Origin of the sequence: Streptomyces sp. AP-93 (assembly GCF_022808175.1) — a bacterium.
Classification (GTDB): domain Bacteria; phylum Actinomycetota; class Actinomycetes; order Streptomycetales; family Streptomycetaceae; genus Streptomyces.
The window spans coordinates 289199-309599 of the sequence record NZ_JALGBX010000004.1 but is presented as its reverse complement, the minus strand read 5'-3'; the positions used below and the strand labels follow the sequence as shown (position 1 = coordinate 309599).

At 72.3% G+C, this 20401-nt stretch carries 19 protein-coding genes and 1 pseudogene; 9 read left to right on the top strand and 11 right to left on the bottom strand.

Going from position 1 to position 20401, the window contains the following annotated elements:
- Window positions 1-3: 3 nt before the first annotated feature.
- Window positions 4-414 (bottom strand): Fur family transcriptional regulator, encoded by a 411-nt coding sequence (locus MTF69_RS09205; protein WP_243332408.1) that lies wholly within the window; start codon window positions 412-414, stop codon window positions 4-6.
- Between the two features lie 331 nt (window positions 415-745).
- On the opposite strand from MTF69_RS09205, the gene katG reads away from it, so the two are divergent.
- The 8 genes from katG (at window position 746) to MTF69_RS09165 (ending at window position 9096) form a co-directional block, all read left to right on the top strand.
- Window positions 746-2977, top strand: coding sequence for a catalase/peroxidase HPI (gene katG / locus MTF69_RS09200; RefSeq protein ID WP_243332406.1), 2232 nt, complete (start codon window positions 746-748; stop codon window positions 2975-2977).
- Window positions 2978-3172: 195 nt separating this feature from the next.
- On the top strand, window positions 3173-3523 hold the full coding sequence (locus tag MTF69_RS09195; RefSeq protein WP_243332405.1) for a hypothetical protein: 351 nt from the start codon (window positions 3173-3175) through the stop codon (window positions 3521-3523).
- 127 nt (window positions 3524-3650) lie between these two features.
- Entirely contained in the window at window positions 3651-5603 is a 1953-nt protein-coding gene (locus MTF69_RS09190) for a potassium channel protein (RefSeq protein WP_243332656.1), read from the top strand.
- Between the two features lie 284 nt (window positions 5604-5887).
- Window positions 5888-6373, top strand: coding sequence for a hypothetical protein (locus MTF69_RS09185; protein ID WP_243332402.1), 486 nt, complete (start codon window positions 5888-5890; stop codon window positions 6371-6373).
- Between the two features lie 91 nt (window positions 6374-6464).
- Window positions 6465-7502, top strand: a complete 1038-nt coding sequence (locus MTF69_RS09180; RefSeq protein ID WP_243332400.1) for a sulfite exporter TauE/SafE family protein — start codon at window positions 6465-6467, stop codon at window positions 7500-7502.
- Window positions 7499-7714: a cation transporter gene (locus MTF69_RS09175; protein ID WP_243332398.1), complete on the top strand. Its 216-nt coding sequence runs from the start codon at window positions 7499-7501 to the stop codon at window positions 7712-7714. The genes MTF69_RS09180 and MTF69_RS09175 overlap by 4 nt, the downstream gene beginning before the upstream one ends.
- Before the next feature lie 80 nt (window positions 7715-7794).
- Window positions 7795-8409 carry an RraA family protein gene (locus MTF69_RS09170; RefSeq protein ID WP_243332396.1) on the top strand — a complete coding sequence of 205 codons (615 nt, stop codon included), beginning with the start codon at window positions 7795-7797 and terminating at the stop codon, window positions 8407-8409.
- Window positions 8410-8565: 156 nt separating this feature from the next.
- The gene (locus MTF69_RS09165; RefSeq protein WP_243332394.1) at window positions 8566-9096 is read left to right on the top strand and encodes a universal stress protein; all 531 of its coding nucleotides are present in this window, start codon (window positions 8566-8568) and stop codon (window positions 9094-9096) included.
- A 95-nt stretch (window positions 9097-9191) separates the two neighbouring features.
- Here MTF69_RS09165 and MTF69_RS09160 read toward each other — a convergent pair whose 3' ends face one another.
- The 10 genes and pseudogenes from MTF69_RS09160 to MTF69_RS09115 form a co-directional block, all read right to left on the bottom strand.
- On the bottom strand, window positions 9192-10607 hold the full coding sequence (locus tag MTF69_RS09160) for an ammonium transporter (RefSeq protein ID WP_243332392.1): 1416 nt from the start codon (window positions 10605-10607) through the stop codon (window positions 9192-9194).
- A pseudogene (locus tag MTF69_RS09155) lies at window positions 10604-11977 on the bottom strand (ammonium transporter). The gene MTF69_RS09160 and the pseudogene MTF69_RS09155 overlap by 4 nt, the downstream one beginning before the upstream one ends.
- A 47-nt stretch (window positions 11978-12024) precedes the next feature.
- Window positions 12025-13020 carry an urease accessory protein UreD gene (locus MTF69_RS09150; protein ID WP_243332390.1) on the bottom strand — a complete coding sequence of 332 codons (996 nt, stop codon included), beginning with the start codon at window positions 13018-13020 and terminating at the stop codon, window positions 12025-12027.
- On the bottom strand, window positions 13017-13640 hold the full coding sequence (ureG, locus tag MTF69_RS09145) for an urease accessory protein UreG (RefSeq protein ID WP_243332388.1): 624 nt from the start codon (window positions 13638-13640) through the stop codon (window positions 13017-13019). Before ureG ends, MTF69_RS09150 begins: the two co-directional genes overlap by 4 nt.
- Before the next feature lie 58 nt (window positions 13641-13698).
- Window positions 13699-14424 (bottom strand): urease accessory protein UreF, encoded by a 726-nt coding sequence (locus MTF69_RS09140; RefSeq protein ID WP_243332385.1) that lies wholly within the window; start codon window positions 14422-14424, stop codon window positions 13699-13701.
- Window positions 14421-16145, bottom strand: coding sequence for an urease subunit alpha (ureC, locus tag MTF69_RS09135; protein ID WP_243332384.1), 1725 nt, complete (start codon window positions 16143-16145; stop codon window positions 14421-14423). Before ureC ends, MTF69_RS09140 begins: the two co-directional genes overlap by 4 nt.
- A 2-nt stretch (window positions 16146-16147) precedes the next feature.
- Window positions 16148-16717 carry an urease subunit beta gene (locus MTF69_RS09130; RefSeq protein WP_243332382.1) on the bottom strand — a complete coding sequence of 190 codons (570 nt, stop codon included), beginning with the start codon at window positions 16715-16717 and terminating at the stop codon, window positions 16148-16150.
- Window positions 16718-16740: 23 nt separating this feature from the next.
- Entirely contained in the window at window positions 16741-17634 is an 894-nt protein-coding gene (locus MTF69_RS09125) for a sirohydrochlorin chelatase (protein WP_243332380.1), read from the bottom strand.
- Between the two features lie 3 nt (window positions 17635-17637).
- Window positions 17638-17943, bottom strand: a complete 306-nt coding sequence (locus tag MTF69_RS09120; protein WP_243332378.1) for an urease subunit gamma — start codon at window positions 17941-17943, stop codon at window positions 17638-17640.
- A gap of 85 nt (window positions 17944-18028) precedes the next feature.
- Window positions 18029-19000 carry an urea transporter gene (locus MTF69_RS09115; protein ID WP_243332376.1) on the bottom strand — a complete coding sequence of 324 codons (972 nt, stop codon included), beginning with the start codon at window positions 18998-19000 and terminating at the stop codon, window positions 18029-18031.
- Between the two features lie 326 nt (window positions 19001-19326).
- On the opposite strand from MTF69_RS09115, the gene MTF69_RS09110 reads away from it, so the two are divergent.
- Window positions 19327-20274, top strand: coding sequence for a tellurite resistance/C4-dicarboxylate transporter family protein (locus tag MTF69_RS09110; RefSeq protein WP_243332374.1), 948 nt, complete (start codon window positions 19327-19329; stop codon window positions 20272-20274).
- Window positions 20275-20401 lie beyond the last annotated feature (127 nt).

Below are 20401 nucleotides of genomic sequence, written 5' to 3'. Positions count from 1 at the left end.
GTCTCACGCGCAGGAGGCGCAGAGCCCCCGGTAGGTGACCTCGACCCCGGACACCATGAAGCCGAACCGCTGCTCGGCGGGCAGGCCGGCCAGCGGATCGCCGGTGGGGTGGACGTCGCGGATCAGTCCGCAGCCGGAACACACCAGGTGCTGGTGCGGGTGGTGCGCGTTGGGGTCGTACCGTTTGGCCCGGCCGTCGGTGGTGACCTCCAGGACCTCGCCGAGGGAGACCAGCTCGCCCAGTGCGTTGTAGACGGTGGCCCGGGAGATCTCCGGCAACCGCTCCACCGCGCGGGCGTGCACCTCGTCGGCCGTCAGGTGCACGTGGTCACCGTCGAGCACCTCCGCGACCACGCGCCGCTGGGAGGTCATCCGCCAGCCGCGCTCGCGCAGCCGCTCCAACAGGTCACTCATATCGGCTCACCGTTTTCGAGTTCGGCGGGGCAGGTTGGCGGGATCCCCAGGAATTTACCGCCTGCGGTCCGGGATCCGACCGGATGCGGACTTGGTGTCGTTCTTGACTTGGATTGCGTCCATCGTAGGATCGGTTGTGTTGATAGCCAAGGGACAGGAACGGTCCGGAGCAGCGCGAGACCGGACGTGAGACCGTCCGCGACGGTGACCGCCCCGGCGTCAGGAAGACCGTGAAACCGGGGCCCGCTGCCGGGTCCCCGTGCCCCGAAATGTTCCATCGCATGCAGTTCCTGATCACCGTGACCGCCTGGTCCGGTCCGGAAGGATTCCCATGTCTGAGAACCACGATGCAATCGTCACGGATGCGAAGGCCGAGGGCGGCGGTGGCTGCCCGGTCGCGCACGAGCGGGCCCCGCACCCGACCCAGGGCGGCGGGAACCGCCAGTGGTGGCCGGATCGGCTCAACCTGAAGATCCTCGCCAAGAATCCCGCCGTGGCCAACCCCCTCGGCGAGGAGTTCGACTACGCCGCGGCGTTCAACACGCTCGACCTCCCGGCGGTCAAGCGGGACATCGCGGAGGTTCTCACCACCTCGAAGGACTGGTGGCCCGCCGACTTCGGCCACTACGGCCCGTTCATGATCCGCATGGCGTGGCACAGTGCCGGCACCTACCGCATCAGCGACGGCCGCGGCGGCGCCGGAGCCGGCCAGCAGCGCTTCGCCCCGCTCAACAGCTGGCCGGACAACGGCAACCTCGACAAGGCCCGCCGCCTGCTGTGGCCGGTCAAGAAGAAGTACGGCCAGAGCCTGTCCTGGGCCGACCTCATGATCCTCACCGGCAACGTCGCCCTGGAGTCGATGGGCTTCGAGACCTTCGGCTTCGGCGGCGGTCGCGCCGACGTCTGGGAGCCGGACGAGGACGTCTACTGGGGTCCCGAGACCACCTGGCTCGACGACGAGCGCTACACCGGCGACCGCGAGCTGGAGAACCCCCTCGGCGCCGTCCAGATGGGCCTCATCTACGTCAACCCGGAGGGCCCCAACGGCACCCCGGACCCGATCGCCGCGGCACGCGACATCCGCGAGACGTTCCGCCGGATGGCGATGAACGACGAGGAGACCGTCGCCCTGATCGCGGGCGGCCACACCTTCGGCAAGACCCACGGCGCGGGCCCGGCGGAGAGCGTCGGCGACGACCCCGAGGCCGCCCCGATCGAGGCGCAGGGCCTGGGCTGGGCCAACTCCTTCGGCACCGGCAAGGGCGGCGACGCCATCACCAGTGGTCTGGAGGGGATCTGGACGAACACCCCGATCACCTGGGACAACACCTTCTTCGACATCCTCTTCGGCTACGAGTGGGAGCTGTTCAAGAGCCCTGCCGGCGCCCACCAGTGGCGGCCGAAGGCGGGCGCCGGGGCCGGCACCGTGCCCGACGCGCACGACCGGTCGAAGAGCCACGCCCCGACGATGCTCACGACCGACCTCTCGCTGCGCATCGACCCGGCCTACGAGCAGATCTCGCGGCGCTTCCACGAGAACCCGGCCGAGTTCGCGGACGCCTTCGCGCGCGCCTGGTACAAGCTGACCCACCGCGACATGGGCCCGGTCGTCCGCTACCTCGGCCCCGAAGTCCCCTCCGAGGTCCTGCTGTGGCAGGACCCGCTCCCCGCGGTCACCCACTCCCTCGTGGACGACGCGGACGTCACCGCCCTCAAGGCCAAGGTCCTCGCCTCGGACCTCTCGGTGTCCCAGCTCGTCTCCACCGCCTGGGCCGCTGCCTCCTCCTTCCGCGGCAGCGACAAGCGCGGCGGCGCCAACGGCGCCCGCATCCGCCTCCAGCCGCAGAGCGGGTGGGAGGCCAACAACCCCGACGAGCTGGGAGGCGTACTGCGCAAGCTCGAGGGGATCCGGGAGTCCTTCAACTCGGCCCAGAGCGGCGGCAAGCAGATCTCGCTGGCCGACCTGATCGTCCTCGCGGGCGGCGTGGGCGTCGAGCAGGCCGCCAAGGACGCCGGTGTCGAGATCCGGGTGCCGTTCGCGCCGGGACGCGTGGACGCCTCGCAGGAGCAGACCGACGTGGAGTCGTTCGCCGCGCTGGAGCCGGTCGCCGACGGGTTCCGCAACTACCTCGGGAAGGGCAACCGCCTGCCGGCCGAGTATCTGCTGCTCGACAAGGCGAACCTGCTGAACCTCAGCGCCCCCGAGACGACCGTCCTCGTGGGCGGCCTGCGGGTGCTCGGGGCGAACCACCAGCAGTCGCCGCTCGGCGTCCTCACCGCCACCCCCGGGTCCCTCACCAACGACTTCTTCGTCAACCTGCTCGACCTGGGGACGACCTGGAAGCCGACCTCCGAGGACGCGAACACCTTCGAGGCCCGCGACGACGCCACGGGCAAGGTCAAGTGGACCGGCAGCCGGGTCGACCTGGTCTTCGGGTCGAACTCCGAGCTGCGCGCGCTCGCGGAGGTCTACGCGAGCGACGACGCGAAGGAGAAGTTCGTCAAGGACTTCGTCGCCGCCTGGGACAAGGTGATGAACCTGGACCGGTTCGACCTCGTCTGATCCCGGCGTCCGGGCCGGCCGGCCGTGACCGGCGGCCGGCCCGGACCCCCGGCGGGGCCTGACGGCTCCGGGGCCCCGGCACGTCGCCCCGGGGGCGGTGTTTCACCCGGACGGCGGAGCAGCGGAAGCCGCGCGCGCCGTGCCGGGGCAGTCTGTGCGTAGGACCGCCATCACCGCACAGACGAGGACCGCGCCATGTCCCACAGCAGGCGTATCAGCATCATCGCGGGAACGGCAGCGCTGCTGCTGACGGCCACCGCCTGCTCGGGCCTGGGCCGGAGCACCGTAGGGATGCTCGAATTCCGCGGCCACGACTCGCCGGTCGAGGTGAGCTACATCAACACCTCCGTCAAGGGCTGCCAGAAGATCGGCCTGCCGAAGGGGGCGACCCACGTGGAGAACAACACCCTCGTGGACGTCGTCCTGTACCGGACGGACGACTGCCGCAAGATCGACCGCGTCGACGGCACCTACGTGGGCACGACCCTCTCGAACGTCACGGCCCCCGAGGCCCTGCCCTGGCGCAGCTTCAGCGTCATCCACTGACGCCAGGGCGCCCGCCCGCGACGACAGCGGGCCGGCCGCCGCCGGGCCGGACCGGCCGGCACGGCATGCTGGGGCGGTGTCCTCTCCAGCCGCGCATCCTCACCAACAGACCGACTCCGCCGACCTGATGGTCGTGTGCGGGGACGACGGGCTCGCCCACCGGCTGGCCGCGGAGCTCCGCGACGTGTACGAGGAGCGGGTGACGCTGGTCGTGCCCGCCGCCCGCGAGGTACGGCCCGGGGCGGCGCCCGTACAGGGCCGGACCCGGGTCGGGGCCGGGCGCGCGCTGCTGGCGCGGTTTCCGGCCGCACGGATCCGTACGCCCGCCGGGGACCGGGCCCCCGCCGGCGAGGCGCCCGTACCGGAACTGCGGGTACTGGAGGCTCCGGCCCCCGACGAGGAGGCGCTGGCCGCCGCCGGGGTGGCCGGGGCGGCCGCGCTGGCCCTCGTCTACGAGGACGACGAGACGAACGTACGGGCCGCCCTGATGGCCCGGCGGCTGAACCCCAGGCTGCGGCTCGTCATCCGCCTCTACAACCGCAAACTCGGCCAGCACCTGGAGGAGTTGCTCGACCAGGCGGCGCTCGTCGCGGAACCGGGGCTCGACCTGAGGGGGCTCGACTCCGCCACGACCGTGCTCTCCGACGCCGATACGGCCGCCCCCGCCCTCGTCGCCTCCGCCGTCGCCGGCACCAGCAAGGTGATCCAGGCCGACGGGCTGCTCCTGCGCGCGGTGGAACGTACGCCTCCGGGCCGCGGCGAGGTCGCCGACCCGGGCCTGTGCACGCTGGCCCTTCTGTCCGCCACCGCCGTCGACCCGGCCGGCGCCGACGGATCGGAACTGGGCGGGGACCGCGGACCGCAACTGCTCCCGGACGACCGGTCCGTGGCGGCCGCGACCGGGCGGGGGATCGTCGCACTGGAAGCGGTCTCCCACACCACGGCCGCACCGGAAGGGCGGCGGCTGAACCAGGTCTCCCTGCCGGTGGGTTCGCTGTTCTCCCGCAGGCTCCGCTGGTCACTCGCCGGGATCACGGCCGCCGTCGGCGCCCTGGCCGTGGCCTCCTCCCTGGTCACGGGGGACACCCCGCTGCACGCCGTCTACCTGACCCTGCTCGACGTCTTCGCGATCAACGACCCCGCGCTCGACCAGCCCACCGAGCGGCAACTCCTGCAGATCCTGGCCGGCTTCGTCGGGCTGCTCCTGCTGCCCGTCCTGGTCGCCGCGGCGCTCGAGGCACTGGGCGCCTTCCGTACCGCCACGGCCCTGCGTAGACCGCCGCGCGGCCTCTCCGGCCACGTCGTGCTGCTCGGCCTCGGCAAGGTCGGCGCCCGCGTGCTCGCGCGGCTGCGGGAGCTGGGGATCCCCGTCGTGTGCGTGGAGTCCGACCCCGGGGCCCGCGGGATCGCCCTCGCGCGCCGCCTGCACGTACCCGTCGTGCTCGGCGACGTCACCGACGAAGGGGTCCTGGAAGCCGCCCGGATCCACCGCGCCGACGCCCTGCTGGCGGTGACCAGTTCGGACACGACCAACCTGGAGGCCGCGCTCTACGCCCGCTCGGTGAAACCCGACGTGCGGGTGGTGATGCGGCTGTACGACAACGAGTTCGCCACCGCCGTCTACCGCACCCTGCGCGAGGCCCACCCGGCGGCCCTCACCCGGAGCCGCAGCGTCTCCCATCTGGCCGCGCCCGCGTTCGCCGGGGCGATGATGGGCCGCCAGGTGCTCGGGGCGATCCCGGTGGAGCGCAGGGTGCTGGTGTTCGCGGTGCTGGAGGTGGCGGGCCATCCCCGGCTGGAGGGCCGCACCATCGCGGAATCGTTCAGGCCGGGCGCCTGGCGGGTCGTCGCCCTGGACACCGCCGCCCCGGCGAACCGCCGCCCCGACCTCGCCAGGGAGCCGGGCTACGACGCGGCCGGGCGGCCCGCCCTCGTGTGGGACCTGCGCCCCGGCTACGTCCTGCGGCCGCAGGACCGCGTGGTCATGGCCGCCACCCGGCGCGGCCTGGCGGAACTGCTCGGCCGCGGGCAGGCCCGTACGGCCGGGGCGGGGGACACCGGGGCGGGTCAGTCCGGCTGATCCGGCTGATCCGGCGGCGCGGCATCGGCGCCCACCAGGAGGTGGTGCGTGCCGTGCCCGGCGGCGTCGACGTGCACCACGTGGCAGCCCACGCGCACGGTCTGGATGCCCGCGGCGAGCCAGCAGCCGGTGGGGCCCTGGGCGTCGGGCAGAGGGGACCACAGCTCCAGGAAGGTGCTGCCGTCCCCACAGTAACGGCGGAGCGGCCGGCGCGACGGGTGCCGGACAGGACTGCTCGGCCCCGGTCCGCGAGGCGGCCGGAGGGCTGTCGTAGCATCACGGACATGCAGCCCATCCGCGCCCTCCGCCGCGCCTCGGCCGTCGCCGCGGGCGTCGTGGCGGTGCTGCTACTCGTCTGCGGCGGGCTGTTCACGCATCCCGCGTCCGCGGGGCATGCGGCGGGCATGCGGATGTCCGGGCCGCAGCTGAACGGGTCGCCTGCGCCGGCGGGGATGGCTGCCGGGATGCCCGGGACGGCCGAGGCTCCGGCGATCGCCGGGACGCCCACGATGGACATGGACATGGACATGGGCCCGGGCAGCGGCGCGGGCGCGGGCACCGACGGGGGCTGTTCGGCCTCCGGGCAGGACTGCCCGCTGGCGTCGGCGTACGCGCCCACCGTGCAGGCCGGTCCGGCCGGGGATCTCGCCGGTTCCGCCCTGGGGGCGATGCGGTCCGTGGACGACGGCCACCCGCGGCCCGTGCCGCCCTCGGAGCGCTCCCGCCCGAGAGCGCCGGATCTCGACTCCCTCTGTGTCAGCCGGACCTGACCGGTCCCGCACCCGTACCGTCCCGCTCGCCGGACGGCCGGAGTGCTTCGCCGTGTCCTGATCCGCTGCGACGTACAGGGAGTCCGTTCCCATGGCTTCATCCACCGCGTTGTTCGTCACCGGTGTCTCCACCGGTCTGTTCGCCGGCGGCGCGTCCTGCGCCGCCGTCCAAGGAGGGCTGCTCGCCGGGGCCGTCGGCCGCCGGTCCACCGAGTGGTCCGCGGAGAGGTGGCAGCGCAGCGGCCTCTTCGCCCCCGTCGGGGCCTTCCTCGGTGCCAAGCTCCTCTCCCACACCCTCCTCGGCGCCGCCCTCGGCCTGATCGGAGCCGCGGTCCAGCCCGGTCCGCGCACCCGGGCCGTGCTGATGCTGTGCGCGGGCGCACTGATGGTCCTGTTCGCCCTCGACATGTTCGCGGTGCGCGGGGTACGCCGCTTCGTGCCGCGCACGCCCGCCTCCTGGGGCCGGCGGGTCCGCCGGTCGGCCCGGTCCACGGCCGTCACCACCCCGGCCGTGCTCGGCTTCCTGACCGTGCTGATTCCCTGTGGGGTGACCCTGAGCGTCGAGCTCCTCGCCGTCACCTCCGGCGGCCCCCTCGCGGGAGCGGCCGTCATGGCCGGCTTCGTCCTCGGGACCGGCCCGCTCTTCGCCGCCCTCGGCTTCTTCCTGCGCTCCGCCGCCCGGCTGTGGCAGGGGCGGCTGACCCTGGCGACCGCCGTCGTGGTGCTGCTCGTCGCGGTGTGGACCCTCGGCAGCGGGCTGCGGCTCGGCGGCTGGTGGCCCACCGGAGCCCCGGCGGCGGTCGCGGCCCCGGCGGCGGCCGGGACGGTGGTGCTCAACCCGGACGGCACGCAGACCGTGACCATCCGGGCCCGTACGAACGCGTACGCACCAGCCGTCGTCACGGCGAAGGCGGGCGTCCCCACCACCCTGGTCGTCGCGACGCAGGGGACGGGGGGCTGCGTCCGCGCCTTCGTCATCCCCGACCTCGGCGTCCAGGAGATCCTCCCCACGACCGGGACCACCGGCATCGACCTGGGTACCCGGCAGCCGGGGACGCTCGAGTACAGCTGCGGCATGGGCATGTACGGCGGGCGGATCACCTTCGAGAGCCGGGAGGGCACCTCGTGAAGGAGCGCATGGAGTTCACCGTCACCGGCATGCACTGCAACAGCTGCGGACTGCTGATCGACGACGAGGTGGAGGAGCTGGCGGGAGTGGTCGCCAGCGCGACGAGCGTCCGGGCCGGCCGCACCGTCGTCGACACCGACCGGCCCGTCGACCCGGCCGCCGTCATCGCGGCGATCGCCTCCGCGGGCTACACGGCGCAGCACGCGCCGTGATCCGTGCCCTGCCATCCGGTGCCCTACGATCTCGGTGCCCCACGGGGCCCGGGAAGACCGGTAGTGAGAAAAGGACTGACATGCCATACGGTTTCAAGGGCGTCCCGCCCACCACCCTCGCCGACCTCCTGGGCCGCGAGCAGGTCATGGACATCGGCATCCGCCCGCTGTGGGACGCCCCGCGCGTCGCGGGACCCGCGTACACGGTGCGGTGCGAGCCCGGGGACAACCTGATGCTGCACGCGGCCATCTACCGTGCCGAGCCCGGCTCGGTCATCGTCGTGGAATCGGGCGACCTGGACCACGCGCTCGCCGGCGGCAACGTGTGCGCCGTCGCCCAGCGCCGCGGCATCGCCGCGTTCGTGCTCGACGGGCTCCTGCGGGACCTCGCGGAGGTGCGCGAAGCGGGCTTCCCCGTCTTCGCCCGCGGAGTCATCCCCATCCCGGGCGGCAAGAAGAAGCTCGGCTCGCTCGGCGGCCCGGTCCGGGTCGGCGGAGTGAGCGTGCACCCCGGTGACATCGTGGTCGCCGACGAGGAGGGCATCGTGGTCACCCCGGCCGCCCGCACGGAGGAGGTCCTGCGGTCGGCGCTGGACAAGCTGGCCAAGGAGGCCGGGGAGTCCCTGGACGCCTGGGAGGCGCAGCACCGCGCGCGCATCGAGGAGGCGCTCCGCGGCCTCGGATTCACCGGCTGACCGCACGTGCGCCGGGCCCCCGCGTCAGGGACCCGTCAGGGCTCCCGCGTCCCACGTCAGGGGTCCGTCAGGAGTCCGCCGGGTGAGGGCCGAAGGTCCCGTCGTCGCCGTTCCATCGAGGAGACGGAGCAGCAGCGGACGGGGAGGACGGCCAAGTTGCGGGGACGAGTCGTGGTGGGGGTGTACGGATCCCTGGGGAGCCTGACGGCATTGCACGCGGCGCACGCCGAGGCCCGGGCGCGGGAGGCGGAACTGTGGGTCGTACTGGCCTGGCAGCCGCCGCTGGGCGGACCGGGCGCCCGGCGCGGCGGGGGAGGGACCCCGCTGCTCACCGCCTCGCGGGACGCGGCGGTCGAGCGGTTGCGCGAGGTCCTCGACACCGCCTTCGGGGGTTCCCCGGCGGGCGTGACCCTGGCCGGACTGGCGGTCCGGGGCACCCCGGGCGCGGCCCTGGTGGGCACCGTCCGCGACGACCCCGGTGACCTGCTGGTGGTGGGTACGGGACCGCGCCGCCCGCTGCTGCGCGCGCTGCGGCCCTCGGTGTCCCGGTACTGCTTGGCGCACGCCCCCTGTCCGGTGCTGGCCGTGCCGCCCGGTCCCCTGCGGGCCGACCTGGACGCCGTACGCCGCCGCATCGTGTGGCGGCGGCCCCTGAACGCGGGAGACCTGGCCCGGCGGGCGGGGTGATCCGGCGGGCGGCGTGATCCGGCGGCTGGCGTGACCCGGCCCCGGTCGCGTAACGCGGCCGGGGCCGGGGGCCGGATCACCTCGTGCGGCCGTCCTCAGCCGTGATCGCCGCCGCCCTGCCGGTCGCCGCCGCTCTGCGCACCCGTCAGCAGGACCTCGCGCAGCCGGGCGACCAGGGCGGAGGCGCTCTCCGGCTCCTCCTCGGCGCCCTTGGCGCGGGAGTCGCCGGTCGACAGCTGCTCGAGGTTGTCGGAGAGGACGTCGGCGTAGGCCTGTTCCTTCTCCACCATTCCGCCGGGCTGGCGCAGCCCGATGGTGACCTCGATGGCCTTGCCGATCAGGGCGGTCATCACGAACGAGTACAGGCCGAGGATCACCGTGGCGGTGAGCTGCCTGCCCAGCAGGTCCCAGGAGCCGCCGTAGAAGAGGCCCTTGTGGCCCGTCAGGGTCCCGGTCGCGCAGAGGCCGGCCATGACCATGCCGACGATGCCGCCCCAGCCGTGGATGCCCACCACGTCCAGGGTGTCGTCCACGCCCAGCCGGTACTTCCAGCTGATCGCGAACGCGCAGCTCAGCCCGGCGAGGAAGCCGATGACCGTGGCCCATACCGGGCTCACCCCGCCGGCCAGCGGGGTCATGGCGACCAGTCCCGTGACGGCGCCCATGCACATGTCGAGCAGGCCGACCTGCCGGGTGCGCCACCAACTGGTCACCGCCCAGCCCACCATCGCCGCACCCGCCGCGAGCTGGCTGTTGAGGAAGGCCATGGCCGCGCCGCCCGGGGTCTCCAGGGAGGAACCGGTGTTGAAGCCGAACCAGCCGAACCACATGAGCGAGAGCCCGATGACCACGAGCGGCAGGTTGTGCGGCCGGATGCCCCGGCGGTCGAAGTCCGCGCGCTTGCCCGCGACGATGGCGAGGGCGAGTCCCGCGGCCCCCGATCCGATCTCCACGACGGTGCCGCCGGAGAAGTCGACGGCGCCGAGCTGCTCGGCGACCCAGCCGGCCGGGTCGAACACCCAGTGGGCCATGGGGATGTAGACCAGCAGGGTCCACGCGATGACGAAGGCGATCCAGCCGCCCATCCTCGCGCGGCCCGCGATGGAACCGGCGATCAGGGCCACGGTGACGACCGCGAAGGAGAGGTGGAAGACCACGAAGGTGACCGTGGGCACGGACCCGGTCAGCGACCCGGAATCGATCCCGCGCAGGAAGGCGTTGTCGAGCGTGCCGATGACGCCGAGCCCGCCGGCGTCGGGGCCGAAGGCAAGGGAGTACCCGATCGCGAACCAGAGCACGGTGACGATCACCATGCAGAAGAAGATCATCTTCAGCATGGCGACGATCTGGCCGGTGCGGACCATGCCGCCGTAGAAGAAGGCCACTCCTGGAGCCATCAGCAGCACCAGGGCCGTGGCCATCATCAGCCAGGACGCGTTGCCGGAGTCGGCGACGGCGGGTGCGGCGGAGACCGCCGATGCGGTGGCGGCCATCATGTGAGCGGTGGTCACTTGTCACGCTCTCGTCGGTCCAGTACGGATACGATCTCGGCGAGCAGCGCGGCGTCCTGCTGCTCCGCCGTGCCCTGGGGGGCACCCGCCGTGGCGGGCTCGCGGGCCGGGGACGCGGCCCCGCCCATCCGGTCGCGGATCTCGTCCAGGGTCTCGTTGTCGTAGGCGACCTCCTCCTCGCGGCCGGGTACGTTCTCGTACTCCTCCGAGGTGCGGAAGCCGACGGCCTTGTCGATCACCTTGGCGATGAGCCAGGTCATGGCGAAGGCGAAGGAGCCGACGGCCAGGACGGCGACGGCCTGACGCCAGAGCTGGTCGAGGCCGCCCCCGTAGAAGAGGCCCTTCTTGCCGCTCATCGCGGCCGTGGCGAAGAAGCCGATGGAGAGCACGCCCACGATGCCGCCCCAGCCGTGCACGCCGACCACGTCGAGGGTGTCGTCGACGCCGATCTTGAACTTCATGTTGATGGCGAAGCAGCAGACCACGCCGGCGGTGAAGCCGATGATCAGCGCGCCGAGCGGGGAGACCTCGCCGCAGGCCGGGGTGATGGCCACCATGCCGGCGACCGCGGCCGAGGCAACACCCAGCATCTCCACGTGGCCGAGGCGCCACTTTTCGATGATCGGCCAGCCGATCATCGCGCCCGCGGCGGCCAGTTGCGTGTTGAGGAAGGTGGTCGGCGCGCTGCCCTCGACTTGCAGCGCGGAGCCCGCGTTGAAACCGAACCAGCCGATCCACAGCAGCGCCAGCCCGATGATGACCAGGGGCAGGTTGTGCGGGCGGATCGTCTCGCGCTCGAAGTCCTTGCGCCCCCGCACCACGATGGCCACCGCGAGCCCCGAAGCGCCCGAGCTGAGCTCGACCGGCAGACCGCCGGCGTAGTCGAGCGCGCCCAGGGACTCGTTGATCCAGCCGTCGGGGGCGAACACCCAGTGCGCGGTGGGCACGTAGACCAGCATCGTTCAGGCGACGACGAAGACCAGCCACCCCTTCATGGTGGCGCGGCCCGCGATCGAGCCGCTGATCAGCGCCACCGTGATGATCGCGAAGGACATCTGGAAGCAGGCGAAGATCACGGTCGGGATGGAGCCGTGCAGGGAGTCCATCCCGATGCCCCGGAAGAAGGCGTGGTCGAGATTGCCGATCATGCCGCCGCCGGCGTCCTTGCCGAAGGCGAGGGAGTAGCCGACCGCGACCCACAGGATGGTCACCAGCGACAGGCAGGCGAAACTCATCTTGAGCATCACCAGCACGTGCTTGGTCTTGACCATCCCCCCGTAGAAGAAGGCGAGGCCGGGGGTCATCAGCAGCACCATGGCGGTGCTCGCCATCATCCAGGCGGTATTACCCGTGTCGTAGCCACTGGGCATGTGTGGAGCTCTCTCTGGTCGTGAACAGGCGGGAGGGGGCGGGCGGTTCAGGTCTTGCGCAGGTCCGGGGCGGGTACGCCGATCAGCCTGCGCCGCACCGCGTCCCAGGCGGCCCCGAGCGCCAGGGTCACGGCCTCGGTGTGCTCGCCGAGCACCCGCACCCAGGCCCCGCAGTCCTGCGGCAGCACGCTGACCCCGTACGGGAGTCCGCGGCCGGCCAGGGCTTCGTGCAGCAGGTCGGCGAGCTCGCGGGCGGGGGCGAGCGGGCTGACCGCGAAGAAGCAGGCCATCACGGAGTGACCGGCCAGCACGGCGGGTCCGTCGACGGAGCGGCCGCCGATCCCCCCGGCCCCGCCCGGTTCCAGTCGTACGGTGTCCAGCGCCACCAACTCTCCGCCAGGGCGGCGCAGTTCGAAGTCCGAGGCGAAGACCTGGTAGGCGTTGCGCTCCCCGTGCGCGAGCCGGCCGGACAGGACGGTCTCGCTCGCCAGCACGGTGGCCGTGGGGTCGGCGGTGATCACCGTGCGCTGGTAGAAGCGGGAGTCGACGTAGGGGATGACCGGGTCCGGCAGGTACTCGACGTACGCGTCCGGGCCGACGGTCAGGAAGGTCTGGGCGACGGCGTAGTCGTGCTCCATCCGGTAGACCTTGGTGGCCGCCTGGGTGGTGACGTGCCCCGAGGTGCCGGGGCCGAAGGACAGGTCGGTGCGCAGCCGGTCGGCCTGGACGACCCCGCCGCCCGTGGACATCAGGAAGGTGATGGGCAGGTCGGGGCGGTGCGGGTCGAAGTAGAGCGGCCGCATGATCTGGAGCGGGGACTTCTGGTAGTGCCGCACCAGCTCGGTCCGGTCGCCGACCCGCTCGAAGCCCAGCTCCAGCAGGCCGACCTTGCCGGGGCGCCCGACACCAAGGGTGTCGGGCACCGAGGAGTGCCGCAGGACCTCCGGGGGGACGCGCGGGGGTTCGTAGTGCGCGGCATCCAGGCGTGCGGGCGGGAGGAGGGCGCGGGGCGGAGTGCGGGGCGGGTCTGCCACGACGCTCACGCCGGCACCCGGCGGAAGGACTCGATGAAGTTGGCCACTTCCTCCAGGCCCTGCCCGGTCAGGCAGTTGGTCAGGACCACGGGACGGCCCTCGCGCACGCGCTGCGCATCGGACTCCATGACGTCGATGTCGCAGCGGACGTACTGGGCGATGTCGATCTTGTTGATCACGAGCATGTCCGACTCGGTGATGCCCGGACCGCGCTTGCGGGGCATCTTCTCGCCCTCGGCGGTGTCCAGGACGAAGAGGAAGAGGTCGACCAGCACCGGGCTGAAGGTGAGGGTCAGGTTGTCGCCGCCCGACTCGTAGAGCAGGGTGTCGACATCGGGGAACCGCTCCAGCATCTCGGCGCCCGCGGCCAGGTTCATCGTCGGGTCGTCGCGCACGGCGGTGTGCGGGCACGCGCCGGTCTCCACGCCCACGACGCGCTCGGGGTCGAGCACCCCGGCCAGGGTGCGGCGGACCTGGCGGGCGTCCTCCTGGGTGTAGATGTCGTTCGTGATCACGGCGGGCCGGTGACCGCGTGCGATGAGCACCGGCACCAGAGCCTCGATCAGCGCCGTCTTGCCGGAGCCGACGGGGCCGCCGACGCCGACGCGCAGGACGTTGTCCTCGGTCATCAAAGTCACACACCTTAGGGAAAAGAACACGGGATGAAGGAGTCGGCGGATCGTCGACTCAGGTGGCGAACAGCCGGGCCTCGGCCAGCTCATGACGGCCCGACATCACATCGGCCATCGGAACGCACCCGCCGAGATCGGCGAGTTCACGGCGCAGGGCCGCCCCCGCCACCTCCTCGATGACGGGTGCGATCCCGCGCAGCACCACCTGTGCCTTGCGGTGGTCGGTGAGCCGCAGCCGCAGCGCGGCCCCGGTGAAGCTGGCCGAGTAGGCGAACAGATCGCTCACGACGGCCTGTTCGGCCGGGACCCCGGCGGCCGCGTACGCGACCCCGGCGGCCACGGCCTGAGAGCCGGGGGCCCGCTTGGCGGCCACGAGCTCCGCGTACCGTTCCAGGGGCTCCCCGCCGACGCACTCCCGGGCGATGTCCAGCAGCTGGCGGCCGGTCCGGGTGGCCGCACGGCGCAGCCCCTCGTTCAGCTTGGCCGCGTTCAGCCGCCGGTCGGTCTCGGCCAGGGCCTCCCAGTCACCGGCCAGCGCGGCCCGGTGGGCCAGTGCCAAAGCGGTGGCGTCGCAAGGCCCCACCGAATGCCGCAGCAGGTCCGCCAGCAGTACCGGCACGCCCTCGGGGGTCACGGCCTTGGCCTGGGCGTAGCCCTCCAGGCCGTGGGAGAGGGTGTAGAAGCCGCTGGGGAAGGCCGAGTCGGTGAGCTGGAGGCTGACCAGCAGGGCCTGTACCGGCGTCACGGCCCCGGGGTTTCCGGCCTGATCGGCAGCGCTCATGCCAGGTAGAACAGGTGGTTCAGGGGCAGTTCGCGGGCCGGCTCGATGGTGGCCGGCACCCCGTCGAGGGCGACCTTGTACGTCTCCGGGTCGACGGTGATGACCGGAAGGGCGTCGTTGCGGACCATGTGCTGCTTGCCGACGGTGCGGCAGTGCCTGACCGGCAGGACCTTGCTGTCCAGGCCCAGCTTCTGCGGTACGCCGAGATCGATCGCGGCCTGCGACATGAAGGAGACCCGGGTGGCCTGCCTGGCCTTGCCGTACGCGCCGAACATCGGCCGGTAGTAGACCGGTTGAGGCGTCGGGAGCGAGGCGTTCGGGTCACCCATCAGCGCCCAGTTGATCAGTCCGCCCTTGATGACCATCTTCGGCTTCGCGGCGAAGGAGCCGATCGGCCACAGCACGATGTCGGCGAGCTTGCCCGTCTCCAGGGAGCCGATGTGCTCGGCGGTGCCCGTGGCGATCGCCGGGTTGATCGTGATCTTGGCCAGGTAGCGCAGGGCGCGGAAGTTGTCGTTGCGCTCGGTGTCGCCGTCGAGCTTGCCGCGCTGGTCCTTGCAGTGGTGCGCGGTCTGGAAGGCGCGGGTCCAGGACTCGCCGATGCGGCCCATGGCCTGGGAGTCGGAGGAGAAGATCGAGATGACCCCCTCGTCGTGCAGCACGGTCTCGGCGGCGATCGTCTCGGCGCGCACGCGCGAGTCCGCGAAGGAGACGTCCTCCGGGATGTCGTGCGACAGGTGGTGGCAGACCATCACCATGTCGAGGAGCTCGTCGACCGAGTTCACCGTGTACGGCAGCGTCGGGTTGGTGGAGGACGGCAGGACGTTGGGCTCGCCGGCCACCCGCATGATGTCGGGGGCGTGACCGCCGCCCGCCCCCTCGGTGTGGAAGGTGTGGATGGTGCGCCCGTCGATGGCCGAGCGGGTGTCCTCGAAGAACCCGGACTCGTTCAGGGTGTCGGTGTGCACCGCGACCTGCACGTCGTAGGCGTCGGCCACGTCGAGGGCCCTGCTCAGCGCGGCCGGGGTGGTGCCCCAGTCCTCGTGCACCTTCAGCCCGCAGACGCCGGCTTCGACCTGCTCGATCAGCGCTTCGGGCAGCGAGCCGTTGCCTTTGCCCAGCAGGCCGACGTTGACGGGCAGGTCCTCGGAGGCCTGGTACATGCGGCCGATGTTCCACGGACCCGGGGTGCACGTGGTGCCGTTGGTGCCGTCGGAGGGGCCGGTGCCGCCGCCGATGAGGGTGGTGATGCCGTTCGACAGGCCGTGCTCGGCCTGCTGCGGGGCGATGAAGTGGATGTGGCTGTCGATGCCGCCGGCCGTGGCGATCAGGTGCTCGCCGGAGATGACCTCGGTGCCGGGCCCGATGACCAGCTTGGGGTGGACCCCGGACTGGGTGTGCGGGTTGCCGGACTTGCCGAGACCCGCGATGAACCCGTCCTTGACGCCGAGGTCGCCCTTGACCACACCCAGGATCGCGTCCATGACCACCACGTTGGTGATGACCAGGTCCAGGGCCCCCTGCAGGTTCGTGGCCTGCGGGTCCTGCGCCATGCCGTCGCGGATGCCCTTGCCCCCGCCGTAGACGGCCTCGTCGCCGTAGTGGCCCTCGTTGTGGTCCTTCTCGACCTCGACGACCAGATTGGTGTCCGCCAGGTGGAAGCGGTCGCCGACGGTCGGCCCGAACAGGTCGGTGTACTGCTTGCGGCTCAGGACAGCCATCTCTACTTGTCGCCCTTCTTGGAGGTCTTTGGCTTCTTGGCGGCCGCGGTCTTGGCGGGCGCCTTGGCGGCGGGCTTCGCGGCGGGCTCGGCTGCCGGCTCGGCTGCGGGCTTCGAGACCGGCTTCGAAGCCGGTTTCGCCGCGGCCACCACGGCCGGCGCGGCCGCCTGTGCGGCCGCGGCCTGCTGCGCGGACTCCGCGCGGGCTCCCAGGAACCCGAGCTCGACGGCCCGGTTCATCGCCCGGACACGGGTGTCGGTGGAGCCGAGACCGCCGTTGACGAGGGAGCTGAAGCCGATCAGCCGGCCGTGGCCGCTGTACGCGGTGAGTTCGACCTCGCGGGTGTCGCCGGGCTCGAAGCGGACGCCGGTGCCGGCGGGGAGGTCGAGGTGCATGCCGTAGGCGGCGTTGCGGTCGAAGTCGAGGGCTCGGTTGACCTCGAAGAAATGGTAGTGCGAGCCGACCTGGACGGCACGGTCACCGGTGTTGGAGACGGTGACCTTGGCCTTGCGGCGGCCGGCGTTGATCTCTACGGTGCCTTCGCCGTAGAGGTATGTGGCGCCACCTGACATGGTGGTACTTCCCTTCCTTCGGATCAGTGGGGGGAATGGCCGTGCGGGTGGCCGTGACCCTGGCCGTCCGCGCGGCGGTGGCTCTCGCCGAGTGCGTGGCCGTGTGCGTGGGCCTGGTGTGCGTCCGGGTCCGCGTGGTCGTGTTCGTGGTCATGGACGTGGACGTGGTCGCCGCCCGGGCCGTGGGAGTGCGCGTACCCGTGCCCGTGCTCGGCGTCCAGGCCCTCGGCCACGCCGTCCTGCCCGTGGGCCAGCCGGTGCAGCGCCTCCTGCGCGCGGGCCCGTACGACCTGGGCGATCGCCGCGTCCGACAGCAGCGGACCGGTGTCCAACACCCCGGCCGGAAGCCCGGCGGGCGGGGCGAACGCGGCCCGGACCAGGCCGATGTGGCCGGCGCCGAGGAGGCGGCAGCGCTCCGCGCCCTCCGCCAGGTCCGGGTCGCCGCCGTCGAAGGCGACCTCGACCCAGCGGTGATGCCCGTACTGGCGCACCAGCCGGGCCACCCGGAACAGATCGGCGTCCTCGAAGGGACCCGCGGCGGGTGCGGTGACCAGGACGGCGGAGGTGTCGGGCGCCTCGCGCACCGCCTTGAGGGCGGCGGTACGGAGCCACGCGGTCAGGTGGTCCACGGTGGCGAAGGGGGGCGCCAGCGCGAGCCGCCCGGGCCCTTCCTCCCGGCTCAGCCAGCGCAGGGAGCGGGCGCAGTCGGCGATCAGCCCGGGGTCTCGCCCCAGCGTCATCGGGACCACGCACACCGGCTCGGGGGAGGCGGCGAGCGCCGCGCGCACGGCTTCGGCCAGCGGCCGGCCGGGGTGCACGGCGCCTGCCGCGGCGCCACCCTCGTGACCGCCGGCCAAGATGACGGAAGCCGCCGATTCCGTTGCCCGGCCGGGCCGTTCGGGTGCGATGGCCGCCACCGCTCAGGCGCCGACGGGGTCGTGGCAGGAGACGAGTTTGGTGCCGTCCACGAAGGCGGCCTCGACCTGGAGCAGCGGAAGCATCTCCCGTACGCCCTTCATGACGTCGGCGGCGGAGACGATCTGCTTGCCGAGCTCCATGCACTCGGCGACGGTCCGGCCGTCGCGGGCGCCTTCGAGGATGCCCTCGCTGATCAGGGCGCAGGCCTCGCTGTAGTTGAGCTTGACGCCCCGGTCCCGCCGCTTGCGGGCCAGGTCGGCCACGACGTAGATCCAGAGCTTGTCCATCTCACGGGGAGCGAGATTCATCGGTCACTCACTTTCGGCTCTCAAGGTGGTTCAGGTGCTGCCACTACTGCTGTTGGCGACGGCAGCGGCTTCGGCTGAGGCGGTGTCAGGTCCGCTGCAGCCGGGGGATCTGGGGGACGGCGGCGACGAAGACGACCGTGGTCAGGACGAACGGCCAGGTGAAGGTGTGGCCGCCGAACGGGGCGAAGAAGGCGGTCATCGCGGCCGTGAGCCCGGTCGCCGCCGCGGCGCCCAGGACGGCGAACGCGAAGCTCCAGTGGGACCGCACGAGGAAGACACCGCACAGGGCCATCGCGACGAGCACGCTGCTGTAGCCCATGAGCCCCTGCGAGACCCCTTCGGCCGGTGAACCCATCGCCCAGGCCACGAAGATGGCCGTGGCGCTGCCGACGCAGGCCATGACCCCGGCGACCCGGCCGGCCACGAAGATGCCCGCGAGGAAGATCAGGCCGACGTACCACTGCGGCATGAAGAAGATCTGGCCGACGTTGGCGAAGAAGGCGCGCCAGAGCTGACCCCAGTCCAGCGCGGTGGTTCCGCCGGCGGCCGCGGGCAGCGCCGCCAGATCGGGGCCGGTGTGCCACACCCGGGAGAAGCTGGGCGCCGCGATGGTCATGACGCTCGCGATGATGCAGAACGGCGCGGTGAAGGTGGGGATGTTCCAGGTGCCGAGGATCGTCGCCAACGCCGAGGTGACCACCACCACGGTGATGCTGCCGCCGATCGCGAGCAGCAGCGTGGACAGGTGGTCCCACCCGAGGAAGACGGCGAAGGCGAGCGAGACGAGGGTGCCGTTGAAGCCGCGCAGTCCGGCCGAGACGATCTCGCGGTCGATGCCGAACGCGTAGGCGGTGGCGGTGCCGACGACCGCGCCGAGGAGGGCGTAGAGGGCGTACTGCCAGCCGGCGGCGGCCAGGGCGGCGAGGAAGAAGATCCCCGTGATCGCGCTCGGCATCAAATCGACCTGGGCGACGCCGCGCAGGACTTCCTGGATGAAGCTCGCGGGTTGGGCGGGAGGAGCCTGGCGTGCGGGCTCCGTTGCCAAGGCGGCCTGCATTTCATTCTCCCATGTACAAAAAGAGAGGGCCCTGAAGGGCCCGTGAATCGGCGGTGCGTTGACGATGACAGTATCGGTGATCAGAGTAATTCCGCCTGGAAATCGGCGTGTCGGGGGAAGCGCGGAAAGGCGGCCGGGTTGTCATAAATGTGTTCGTCATTCCCGTTTCCGTGGACGGAAATACGATCGGAAAATCGAATCTCGAATCTCGAATATCGAATGGCGGGGGGAAGGGGGATTGTCCGCCACGCCCGGAAGGGTCATCGCCGGCACCGCGATGGCGCGCCGATGCGGCCGGATCCGGTGCGGTGGTGTCCCTTGGCAGGGTGCGATTCCTTGCGGGTGCCCGGTGGTGGGCCGAGCTGTCGCCGGCCGCCGGCGCCGCCGTCATGGCGGCCGGGATCATCTCGGCCGGCCTGCACCTGATCGGCCGGGACGCGCTGTCGATCGCCGCCCTGGCCGTCTCCGCCGCGCTGTGGCTCGTCCTCGCCGCCGACTTCGCCGCCCGGCTCCTGGGTGACCGGCGCCGGTTCCGCGCCGAGGCGGACACCCCGGCGGCCCTCACCGCCGTGGCCGCCACGACCGTGCTCGGCACCAGGCTCTCCCTCCTCGGATGGCAGCCCGTGGCCCTCGGCCTGCTGGCGCTGGCCGCCGCGCTCTGGCCGGGGCTGATGGTCGCCGTACTGCGGCACTGGGGCTACCGGATGCCCGGTGCGGCGTTCCTCGTCTGCGTGGCCACCCAGGGGCTCGCCGTCCTGGCGGGCACCCTGGCCGCCGCCACCGGCCACGACTGGCTCGGCCGGGCCGCACTGGCCGCCTTCTGCCTGGGGCTGCTGCTCTACGTCGAGGCGCTCGTGCGCTTCGACTTCCGGCAGGTCGTCTCCGGCGCGGGCGACCACTGGGTGGCCGGCGGGGCGCTGTCCATCACCGCCCTCGCGGGATCCGGGCTCACGGCGTCACCGCTGTGGACGGGATGGGCGCACGCGGGGCTGCGTACCGTCACCCTGGCGGCCCTCGGCCTCTCCCTGGCCTGGTACGCCGTGCTCCTCGCCGCCGAGGCGGTCCGGCCTCGCCCCCGCTACGACATCCGGCGCTGGTCGAGCGTCTTCCCGCTCGGCATGACGGCGACCGCCTGCCTGTCGGCGGCCGCACCGACCGGGGTGGCGTGGCTGCGGCCCCTCGGCGCGGTGCTGCTCTGGGTGGCGGTCGGGGCGTGGGTGCTGACCTTCGTGGCGTTCCTCGTGGAGCGCGGGCGGGCCCGGCCGCGGAAGTGAGCGGGCGGGCGGCGGCTCCGGCCGTGTTCCCGACGGGCGGGGAGAGGAAGGGGGGCGGGGAGAGGAGGGGGGCGGGGAGGGGGAGCCAGGGCGGGAGCGGATCGAAATGGCCGACCGGAATGACGCT

What these genes read in the sequence shown, in the direction of transcription:
- MTF69_RS09205 (WP_243332408.1), bottom strand. Translation starts at nt 414, where the DNA reads ATGAGTGACCTGTTGGAGCGGCTGCGCGAGCGCGGCTGGCGGATGACC.
- katG (WP_243332406.1), top strand. Translation starts at nt 746, where the DNA reads ATGTCTGAGAACCACGATGCAATCGTCACGGATGCGAAGGCCGAGGGC.
- MTF69_RS09195 (WP_243332405.1), top strand. Translation starts at nt 3,173, where the DNA reads ATGTCCCACAGCAGGCGTATCAGCATCATCGCGGGAACGGCAGCGCTG.
- MTF69_RS09190 (WP_243332656.1), top strand. Translation starts at nt 3,651, where the DNA reads ATGGTCGTGTGCGGGGACGACGGGCTCGCCCACCGGCTGGCCGCGGAG.
- MTF69_RS09185 (WP_243332402.1), top strand. Translation starts at nt 5,888, where the DNA reads ATGCAGCCCATCCGCGCCCTCCGCCGCGCCTCGGCCGTCGCCGCGGGC.
- MTF69_RS09180 (WP_243332400.1), top strand. Translation starts at nt 6,465, where the DNA reads ATGGCTTCATCCACCGCGTTGTTCGTCACCGGTGTCTCCACCGGTCTG.
- MTF69_RS09170 (WP_243332396.1), top strand. Translation starts at nt 7,795, where the DNA reads ATGCCATACGGTTTCAAGGGCGTCCCGCCCACCACCCTCGCCGACCTC.
- ureG (WP_243332388.1), bottom strand. Translation starts at nt 13,640, where the DNA reads ATGACCGAGGACAACGTCCTGCGCGTCGGCGTCGGCGGCCCCGTCGGC.
- MTF69_RS09140 (WP_243332385.1), bottom strand. Translation starts at nt 14,424, where the DNA reads ATGAGCGCTGCCGATCAGGCCGGAAACCCCGGGGCCGTGACGCCGGTA.
- ureC (WP_243332384.1), bottom strand. Translation starts at nt 16,145, where the DNA reads ATGGCTGTCCTGAGCCGCAAGCAGTACACCGACCTGTTCGGGCCGACC.
- MTF69_RS09130 (WP_243332382.1), bottom strand. Translation starts at nt 16,717, where the DNA reads ATGTCAGGTGGCGCCACATACCTCTACGGCGAAGGCACCGTAGAGATC.
- MTF69_RS09120 (WP_243332378.1), bottom strand. Translation starts at nt 17,943, where the DNA reads ATGAATCTCGCTCCCCGTGAGATGGACAAGCTCTGGATCTACGTCGTG.
- MTF69_RS09115 (WP_243332376.1), bottom strand. Translation starts at nt 19,000, where the DNA reads ATGCAGGCCGCCTTGGCAACGGAGCCCGCACGCCAGGCTCCTCCCGCC.